The sequence below is a fragment of the Streptomyces acidicola genome, from assembly GCF_009377235.1.
Taxonomy (GTDB): Bacteria; Actinomycetota; Actinomycetes; order Streptomycetales; family Streptomycetaceae; genus Streptomyces; species Streptomyces acidicola.
Genome location: NZ_VMNX01000118.1, coordinates 18,763 through 27,864 on the forward strand (window position 1 = coordinate 18,763; position 9,102 = coordinate 27,864).

Genomic DNA, 9,102 nt, shown 5'->3' on the forward strand with positions numbered 1-9,102 from the left:
CGGCGATCCTCGCGGGTGTCGGCCTGACGCTGCTGCTCACGGCGATCGGCGCGCTGGGTGAGCGGAGGCTCGCGACGACCTCCGCCGCACGCTCAACTGCCGCTGCTGATACGGCTGGTTCCGTGGCGGCCGGATCCGTGGCGGCCGGTCCCGCTGTTGACGGTCCGGCTGCTGACGGCCCGGTCGTGGCCGCTCCCGGCGCGGAACGTCCGCCGATACGCGGTCGGAGTGACTCCTAGCGCCGCCTGGAGGTGCTGCCGCATCGACTGGGCCGTGCCGAAGCCCGCGTCGTGGGCCACCTGGTCGATGGACAGGTCACTGGACTCCAGCAGGTGACGGGCCCGCTCGACGCGCTGCTGGGTGAGCCACTGACCGGGGCTGACGCCGGTCTCCTCCCGGAAGCGGCGGGTGAAGGTCCGTACCGACATGGACTCCCGCGCGGCCATGTCCCGGAGCTGGATCGGTTCGTGCAGACGGCCCAGCGCCCAGGCGCGGGCGGTGGTCGTGGTCGCCGCCTGCGGGTCGGGCACCGGCCGAGCGATGTACTGCGCCTGCCCGCCGTCACGGTGGGGCGGGACGACCATGCGCCGGGCCACGTCGTTGGCGACGGCCGCGCCGTGGTCGCGGCGCACCATGTGCAGGCACAGGTCGATGCCGGCCGCGACACCCGCGGAGGTCAGCACATCGCCGTCGTCGATGAACAGCACGTCCGGATCGACCTTGATCGGAGGGAACAGCCGCTGCAGGCGCTCGGCATCGGCCCAGTGCGTGGTGGCGGGGCGGCCGTCGAGGAGGCCGGCGGCGGCGAGGACGTACACGCCGGTGCAGATGGAGGCGAGCCGGGTGCCGGGCCTGATGTGAGCGAAGGCGGCGGCCAGCTCGTCGGTGAGCACGCCCTCCTCGAAGACGGGCCCGAGTTCGTACGACGCCGGGACGATGACCGTGTCGGCGGTGGCCAGCGCCTCGGGCCCGCGCTCGACCTGGACGGCGAAGTCGGCATCGGTCCGCACCGGTCCGGGTGGCCGGATCGAGCAGGTCACGACCTCGTACAGGTGCCGTCCCCTGGCGTCCTTCGGGCGGCCGAAGATCCGGTGCGGGATGCCCAGCTCGAAGGGCAGCAGTCCGTCGAGGGCGAGGACGACGACCCGGTGCGGACGGAAGTCCGATGCGCTGATCCGGCCCGGAGGGCCCTCTTGTGCGCTGCTGCGGTCCGGATGGACCTCCTGTGCGCTGCTCATGGCCCGATCCTAGCGAATGATGTCCTTCCGGCCGCTCGATGAGTATCGTCGCAGGACGGAAGCTCTATGGCGTGACCCAGCCAACCGAGACCAACGCCACCACGGAGACGAACGCGGGCACGGAGACCAGCGCCACCCGGGAGACCGCTGCCGTCTCGGGGACCACCGCCGGTTCGGAGATCACCGCCGGTTCGGAGATCACCGTCGGCTCGGGGACCACCGCTGTCTCGGGGACCACCGCTGTCTCGGAGACCACTGCTGTCTCGGAGACCACTGCCGCCCCCGGGGGAACGCGGTCCGTCCGTCCGGCGCGTGTCCGCCTCCGTTTCCACCGCGCGTGGTTCGTCGCGGCCGTGACCTTCGTGACGATCATCGGCGCCGCGGCCTTCCGCTCCCTGCCGGGCCTGCTCATCGACCCCCTGCACCAGGAGTTCGGCTGGTCGCGCGGCACGATCGGCGCGGCCGTCTCGATCAACCTGGCGCTCTACGGGCTGACGGCACCGTTTGCCGCCGCGCTGATGGACCGGTTCGGCATCCGCCGGGTGGTCGCGGTCGCCCTGACGGTGATCGCCGTCGGCTCGGGCGCCACGGTGTGGATGACCGCGGCCTGGCAACTCATGCTGTCCTGGGGCCTGTTGGTGGGCATGGGTGCGGGTTCGATGGCACTGGCGTTCGCCGCCACGGTCACCAACCGCTGGTTCACCGAGCGGCGCGGCCTGGTCACCGGCATCCTCACCGCGGCCTCCGCCTCCGGCCAGCTGATCTTCCTGCCGCTGCTGTCCTGGATCGTCTCGGAGCACGACTGGCGCCCCGCCGCCGTCACGGTGTCCCTCGCCGCTCTGGCCGTCGTCCCCTTCGTCTGGCTGCTCCTGCGGGACCACCCGGCCGACGTGGGCCTGAAGCCGTACGGAGCGAAGGAGTTCGTGGAGAAGCCCGCGCCCGTGCGGGGGGCCGCCCGGCGCGCGGTGACCGTCCTCTTCTCCGCCATGCGCACGGGACCGTTCTGGCTGCTGGCCGGCACCTTCGCGATCTGCGGCGCCTCGACCAACGGTCTCGTCCAGACCCACTTCGTGCCCGCCGCCCACGACCACGGCATGCCCATCACGGCGGCGGCCTCGCTCCTCGCGGTCATCGGCGTCTTCGACGTACTCGGCACCATCGCCTCCGGCTGGTTCACGGACCGATACGAACCGCGGCGGCTTCTGGCGGTGTACTACGCCTTCCGCGGCATCTCGCTCCTCTTCCTGCCGATGCTGCTCGCCCCTAGCGTCCACCTGCCGATGGTCTTCTTCATCGTCTTCTACGGGCTCGACTGGGTCGCGACGGTCCCGCCGACCCTGGCGCTGTGCCGCGAGCAGTACGGCGACGACAGCGCCATCGTCTTCGGCTGGGTCCTCGCCTCCCACCAGGTCGGTGCCGCCCTAGTCGCCTTCCTCGGCGGCGTCGCCCGGGACACCTTCGGCTCGTACGACGTCGTCTGGTACGCCGCGGGTGCGCTGTGCGCGGCGGCGGCGCTGATGTCCCTGGTGATCCGGCGCCGGCCGGTGGGGCGGGGTGCGGTGGCGGCCTGACACGGGGCACGGTCACGCTGTACCTGGTCGCAACGCCGGGGGTACGGGCCCCCTCCGCTAGATCTCGATGGCCGCCTCCGGGTCCGCCCCTGCCCGGTAGCGGCGGGTGAGGACCCGTTCCCTCAGGTGTTCGATGCAGAGGGCGGTCTGGATCTCCAGCGCGAAGCCGGGCGGCCAGATCTGTCGCTGGTAGCGGAAGCGGTGACCGCGGAAGGAGAAGCGGGTCTCCGCGTGGACCGACACTCCGTTGTCGACCTTGTCCACGACGGCGAAGTGCTCCAGCCGCCCGCCGACGAGACCCGGCAGCCGTTCCGCTACGAAGAGTTCGTCGAGCCCTTCGCGTGCGAGGGCGCGAAAGCGCTCGACGTACTCGCCCCGGGTCTCGTCCATGTCCATGTCCATGTCCATGTCCGTGTCCACGCCACCGTCCACGGGGGACATCCTCCGACACCGCGCCGTCAGATGCCCGTGAATCCCCCGAACCGCCCGCGGTGGAACAGCAGGGGAGGCACCTCCGCCGCGTCGGCCCCCGCGTCGGCCGCCCCGAGGGTCTCCACCCGCCCGACCACGATCAGGTGGTCCCCGCCCGTGTGCACGGCGTGGATCGTGCAGTCGATCCAGGCGGCGGCGCCGGCGAGACGCGGGGAACCGGTGGTGGGAGACGCGTCGTACGCGACCCCCGCGAACTTGTCGGCCCCGCTCACCGCGAAGCCACGGCACACCTCACCCTGATCGGCTGCCAGTACGTTCACGCAGAAGACGCCGGCGCGGGCGATGCGCGGCCACGTCGTCGACGTACGCCCGACCATGAACGCGACCAGCGGCGGGTCCAGCGAGAGGGAGGAGAAGGACTGGCAGGCGAAGCCCGCGGGGCCGTCGTCAGTGGTCGCCGGTGCGGTGACAACCGTCACTCCCGTCGCGAAGTTCCCCAGCACGCGCCGGAACTCCGCCTGGTCCACCGGCGCCCGCTCGTCCTCCCCGACGCTCCGCAACTCGGGGCGCGGCAGCGGATCGACGGGCTCCACGGCCGTGCGGGCCCCCGCCGACCTCAGGTACCGGACGGCGGCGGCCGCCATTCCTGCGCTTCCCATCACACCCGCCATTGAACCTGACGGATCGTCAGGAGTGAAGGGGTGGGGCGTGAAGAGGTGAGGTGTGAAGAGGCCGGGCGTGAAGAAGCGGGTCAGCGCCCCTCGTATCGCGGTGTTCGGCGCTCCACGAAGCTCGCCACGCCCTCGTTTGCGTCCGCCGTCGTCATGTTGATCTCCTGGGCCGCGGCTTCGGCAGCGAAGGCGGTGGCGCGGTCGGTGTCGAGGGACGCGTTCACGAGCTGCTTGGTGAGGGCGAGGGCACGAGTGGGGCCGACGGCGAGGCGTTCGGCCCACTCGCGGGCTGTCTTCTCCAGCTCCTCCGGCGGAACCACGCGGTTGACGAGCCCGAGCCGTTCCGCGTCCGTCGCCGACAGCGCGTCGCCGAAGAACATCAGTTCCTTCGCCCGCTGGGGTCCGACCAGGCGAGGGAGGAGGTACGCGCCGCCGCCGTCCGGCACGAGGCCGCGCCGTACGAACACCTCGATGAAACGCGCGGGTTCGGCCGCCAGTACCAGATCGCAGGCGAACGCCAGGTGCGCGCCGATGCCGGCCGCTGTGCCGTTCACCGCCGCGATCACGGGCTTCTCACAGTCGAGCACGGCGGCGATCAGGCGCTGGGCGCCGAGCCGGATGGTGCGGGCGACGTCGCCGGGGACGCGTTCGGAGGCCGGACCAGAGGACGGACCAGAGGGCGGACTGGAGGGCGGACCAGAGGACGGACCAAAGGACGGACTGGAAGTGCTGGTCGTGCCTGAGGTGCCGCGCAGGTCCGCGCCCGCGCAGAAGCCGCGGCCGGTCGCGGTGATGACGACGGCCCGTACGGCCGGGTCCGCGGAGGCCTCCGCAAGCAGCTGGATGATCCGTTCCCGCTGTTCAGGGGTGATGGCGTTCATCGCCTCGGGGCGGTTGAGGGTGATCCACGAGACGGCGTTGTCAGTGGTGTGCAGTATCAATGAGTCACGGGATTTTTCGGGAGGTTCAAGGGGGGAAGCGGGCATGTTGAAACTCCGTTGTGTACGGGGAGTGACAGGAGTCGCGGGCGTCCTCGGTGTCCTGGGTGTCTTGGGTATTCAGGGTGCGCCGGGTGCGCCGGGTGTGCCGGGTGTCCTGGGCGCTCTCGGCGTCCTCGGTGTTCTTGGTCTCCTGGGCGCGTGGTCGCGCTCAGCGGCACACCGCCAGCGCGTCCAGCGCCACGGCGCCCTGCCCGCGTGGGAGCACCATCAGCGGATTGATGTCCAGCTCGGCGAGGTCGTCCCCGAGCTCCAGCGCCATCCGCTGCACCCGGAGCACCACCTCGACGAGGGCGTCCACGTCGGCCGGGGGAGCCCCGCGCACCCCGTCCAGCAGGGCCCGCCCGCGCAGTTCGGTGAGCATGGCGCGGGCCTGGTCCTCGCCGAAGGGGGGCACGCGCACGGCGGAGTCGCGCAGGACCTCCACCAGCACTCCGCCGAGCCCGACCGTGACCGTCGGCCCGAACAGCCGGTCGTGCGTGACGCCCACGACCATCTCCACGCCCCGCTCGACCATCTGGCACACCAGCACCCCGTCGAGCGAGATGCCCTCGTAGCGCGCGATGTCGGTGAGCTCGCGATAGGCGTCGCGGACCTGGCTGGCCGAGGTCAGCCCGATCTTCACCAGTCCGAGCTCCGTCTTGTGGGCGATCCGCGCTCCGGACGCCTTCATCACCACGGGGTAGCCGACCAGGCTCGCCGCGCGTACGGCCGCGGCGGCGCTGGTCACCAACTGCTCGCGCGGGACACGGATCCCGTACGCCCGCAGCAGCTGCTTCGCCGCGTGCTCGCTCAGCTGCTGCCCGGGTCGCATCAGTGCCTGGGCCTTGCGGTAGGAGGGCGACGGGCTGCGGGGCGCCTCGTCGAAGGGGGAGCGGTACGCGGTGGTGAACCGCTGGTGGTCGAGGTGGGCGCGGACGGCCGTGATGCAGTTGGCGAAGGTACGGAAGGTCGCGACCCGGGACGAGCCGAGCAGGGTCTCCCGGTACGCGGGCTCGGTGCCCACCGGCGAGCCCCACACCACGCACACCAGCTTGTCCGTCTGCTCCGCCGCGTCCACGAGGTCCTGCGCGAGCTTGTCGCTCATGGGCGGGAAGGGCCCGGTGATGGGACAGATCAGTACTCCCACGTCCGGGTCGTCGAGGATCGCGTCGATGATCTTCCGCCCGCGCCAGTCGCCCACCGGGTGCCCGCCGTTGTCGACGGGGTTGGCCACGTTCAGGTACTCGGGTATCCACTGGTGCAGCTCGGCCTGCTTGGCCTCCGACAGCACCGGAAGGTGGAGCCCCGCCTCGGCCGCCAGGTCGGCGAAGTGCGCGCCCGTGCCGCCCGAGATCGAATACACGACGACCCCGTCGGCGGTCCGGGGCCGGCCGCCTTCGGTGTCCGGCCGCCGGCGCGCCCGCGCCAGCAGGGCAGCGGTGTCCTGGAGTTCGTCGAGTCCGTCCACCCGGATCACCCCGAACTGCCGCATGGCCGCGTCCACCACCGCGTCGGCACCGGTCAGTTTGCCGGTGTGTGAGGCGGCGGTGCGGGCGCCGGTCTCGGTGCGGCCGACCTTGACGGCGACGACGGGCACGCCGCGCCGGGCGGCCCGGTCGGCGGCGAGCAGGAAGGAGCGGCCGTCCTTCAGGCCTTCCACATAGGCGGCGATGGCGCCCACCTCGGGCTGCTCGGCGAAGTAGGAGATGAAGTCGGCGGTCTCCAGATCGGCCTCGTTGCCCGTGGGTGCCCAGTGGGAGAGTCGGATGCCGAGCTCCTGGAGGGCGAAGACGGGGCGGCCCTGGTGGCCGGACTGGGTGATGAGCGCGATGGCCGGCCCGTCCAGGTCGTCCCGGAACCGCTCGAAGGCGTTGAGGTTGGTGTTCGGGCCCAGCAGCCGCAGTCCGGAGCGGGCCACGGCGGCGGCGAGCCGCTCCTGCGCGGCCGCGCCCTCCGCGCCCGTCTCCGCGAACCCGGAGGCGAAGGCGACCGCGAACTTCACCTTGGTCTCGGCGAGTTGCTCGATCACGGGAAGGGGGTCGGAGACCAGTAACACGGCGAGATCCACCTGCTCGGGCAGGTCGGCGACGGCAGGAGAGCAGGGAATGCCGAAGACGGACTGACGTGTGGGGTGCACCGGATGCAGCCGGGCGCCGACCCGTTCGGCCCAGGCGAGTAACTGCCGAGTGATACCGGTGTTCGGCCGTCCCTCAGCGTCCGAGGCGCCGACCACGGCCACGGACCCGGGGCGGAAGAAGCGGTCGAGATCGGGGACGTCGGCGTACAGCGGGCGTCCGCTGACGTCGAGATCGTCGGTCGCGGCGGGCCTGCCGTGCACGACGGGTGAGGGGTGCTCGCCGCAGGCGATGGCCCTGGCCCGGCGGGAGTCGGTGGTGAGGGTGCCGTGGGTTGATCCAAGCATCGGTCCGCCCGCTCCTGTGTGACAGCTCCATTAACTGACGCTGTGTCAGATTACTGAACTGACGCAGTGTCAGGAACAGTCGTGCACGGAGAGGTGCGGTAGTTGGACGGGCGCCACCGCGCAAGATGGCCATGAGCATGATCATGAGCGCAGCATGGGCATGGGCATGGGCATGTGCATGGCGGGCGGTGGGGCACAGCTTTCGTACCCGCAACACGCGCCGCTGGAACACCGGACGGCGGTGGAAGTCGCGAAGCGGCCAGAATCCTGGCGGTAAGGATCTCGGGGTCAGAATCCCGGCGGCCGGGATCTCCGTGCCCGGCGTCGCGACGGGCGGGCCGCGCGCCCTCGCCCGGCAGCGGCGGCCGCCACTCCGCCGCCCGGTTCTCCGTTCGCCGCGGAGTGTCAGGTGCGGGCCGGCTGCCGCTCCACCCTGCCCCGGCGGGCCACCGCCTTGGCGATCTTCTGGGCGTCCAGGGCGAGTTCGCGGAACATGCCGCTGATGGGGTTGGTGTAGCCCTGGAAGTAGAGACCTGGGGCGGCGGCCGGGGTGCGGGCGCCGTGGACGACGGGCCTGCCGCGCTCGTCGAGGACGTCGAGGTGGCCGACGAGGCCCTCCAGGGCGCGTCGGTACCCGGTGGCGGACACCACGGCCTCGGGCTCGATGCGGTCACCGTCGGCGAGGACCACCTTGCCGTCCTCGAAGCCCTCCACCGCGGCCACGATCTCGACGCGGCCCTTTCGTACGGCGTCGATGAGGCCGACATCCTGTACGGGGATGGAGCCCGCGTTGACGCGCGAGTACAGCCCGGTATCGGGCCGGGGCAGCCCCTGCGCGGACAGGTCGGGCACGCTGAGCCTGGCCATCGGCTTGGCGAGCCGGTCGACGAGGGCGACCGGCAGGTGCCGTACGACGATGGCGCTGAACTGGGCCGCCCAGCCGGCCGTGGAGCGGCGCACGATGTGCGGGGCGGTGCGCACCGCGAGCCGTACGCGCGAGGCCCCGCCCTCCACCAGGTCGACGGCGATCTCGGCGCCGGTGTTGCCGACACCGACGACGAGGACATCGCGGCCGGCGAAGGGCGCGGCGTTGCGGTACTCGCGGGCGTGGAGCAGTTCGCCGGTGTAGGCGTCGCGGCCGGGCCAGTCGGGAAGGTGGGGCGTGTGGTTGTAGCCGGTGGCGACGACGACCGCGCTGCCGGTCAGCTCGCGTCCGCCGGTGGCGTGCAGCAGCCAGCCGCTGCCGTCGGCGGCCGGCTCCACGCGGGAGACCTCGACGCCGGTGACGACCTCCAGTTCGTGGTACTCGGCGTACTTCTCCAGGTACCGCACCACGTTGTCCCGCGACACCCAGCGGCCGAACCGGCGCGGCATCGGCAGCCCGGGCAGCCCCGACAGGCGCCGGGTCGTGTGCAGACGCAGCCGGTCGTAGTGCTTGCGCCACGATGTTCCGACCTGGTCGGATTTCTCCAGCACGACGGCACGAACACCCTGGGCCCGCAGCGCGTACGCCGCCGCCAGCCCGCCCGGGCCACCGCCGATGACGTACACGGGACGATCGGCACGGGCCCGCCCCACGTGGCCGGCGGAGCCGCCGGACCCGGCGGGCTTGGTGGAGTCGCCGGGCTCGGTGGGGTCGGTGGACGTGGAGGAGTCGGCCATGTGCCGAGGGTATTCGCATGCTCACTTGATGGGTCTCGGTCAAGCCCGGAATTGGTTGCGAATCGATCACGGCCGTAGGAGGGGTGGGTGGGGTGTGTGACGTAGGGGTCTCGGAATGTGTGGGGA

General features: G+C 71.7%; 7 protein-coding genes. 1 reads left to right on the forward strand and 6 read right to left on the reverse strand.

Going from position 1 to position 9,102, the window contains the following annotated elements; translation table 11 throughout:
* Window positions 1–92: 92 nt before the first annotated feature.
* Window positions 93–1,238 (reverse strand): GlxA family transcriptional regulator, encoded by a 1,146-nt coding sequence (locus FPZ41_RS27025; protein WP_228023001.1) that lies wholly within the window; start codon window positions 1,236–1,238, stop codon window positions 93–95.
* A 197-nt stretch (window positions 1,239–1,435) separates the two neighbouring features.
* On the opposite strand from FPZ41_RS27025, the gene FPZ41_RS27030 reads away from it, so the two are divergent.
* Window positions 1,436–2,809 (forward strand): MFS transporter, encoded by a 1,374-nt coding sequence (locus FPZ41_RS27030; RefSeq protein WP_322620786.1) that lies wholly within the window; start codon window positions 1,436–1,438, stop codon window positions 2,807–2,809.
* A gap of 57 nt (window positions 2,810–2,866) precedes the next feature.
* Here FPZ41_RS27030 and FPZ41_RS27035 read toward each other — a convergent pair whose 3' ends face one another.
* The 5 genes from FPZ41_RS27035 to FPZ41_RS27055 form a co-directional block, all read right to left on the reverse strand.
* Window positions 2,867–3,250: a hypothetical protein gene (locus FPZ41_RS27035; RefSeq protein ID WP_152866271.1), complete on the reverse strand. Its 384-nt coding sequence runs from the start codon at window positions 3,248–3,250 to the stop codon at window positions 2,867–2,869.
* Between the two features lie 17 nt (window positions 3,251–3,267).
* Window positions 3,268–3,900, reverse strand: a complete 633-nt coding sequence (locus FPZ41_RS27040; protein ID WP_228023002.1) for a flavin reductase family protein — start codon at window positions 3,898–3,900, stop codon at window positions 3,268–3,270.
* A gap of 92 nt (window positions 3,901–3,992) precedes the next feature.
* Window positions 3,993–4,898 carry an enoyl-CoA hydratase/isomerase family protein gene (locus FPZ41_RS27045; protein WP_152866272.1) on the reverse strand — a complete coding sequence of 302 codons (906 nt, stop codon included), beginning with the start codon at window positions 4,896–4,898 and terminating at the stop codon, window positions 3,993–3,995.
* Window positions 4,899–5,061: 163 nt separating this feature from the next.
* On the reverse strand, window positions 5,062–7,314 hold the full coding sequence (locus tag FPZ41_RS27050; RefSeq protein WP_152866273.1) for an acetate--CoA ligase family protein: 2,253 nt from the start codon (window positions 7,312–7,314) through the stop codon (window positions 5,062–5,064).
* A gap of 405 nt (window positions 7,315–7,719) precedes the next feature.
* Complete coding sequence (locus FPZ41_RS27055) at window positions 7,720–8,976, reverse strand: flavin-containing monooxygenase (RefSeq protein WP_152866274.1); 1,257 nt, start codon at window positions 8,974–8,976, stop codon at window positions 7,720–7,722.
* Window positions 8,977–9,102 lie beyond the last annotated feature (126 nt).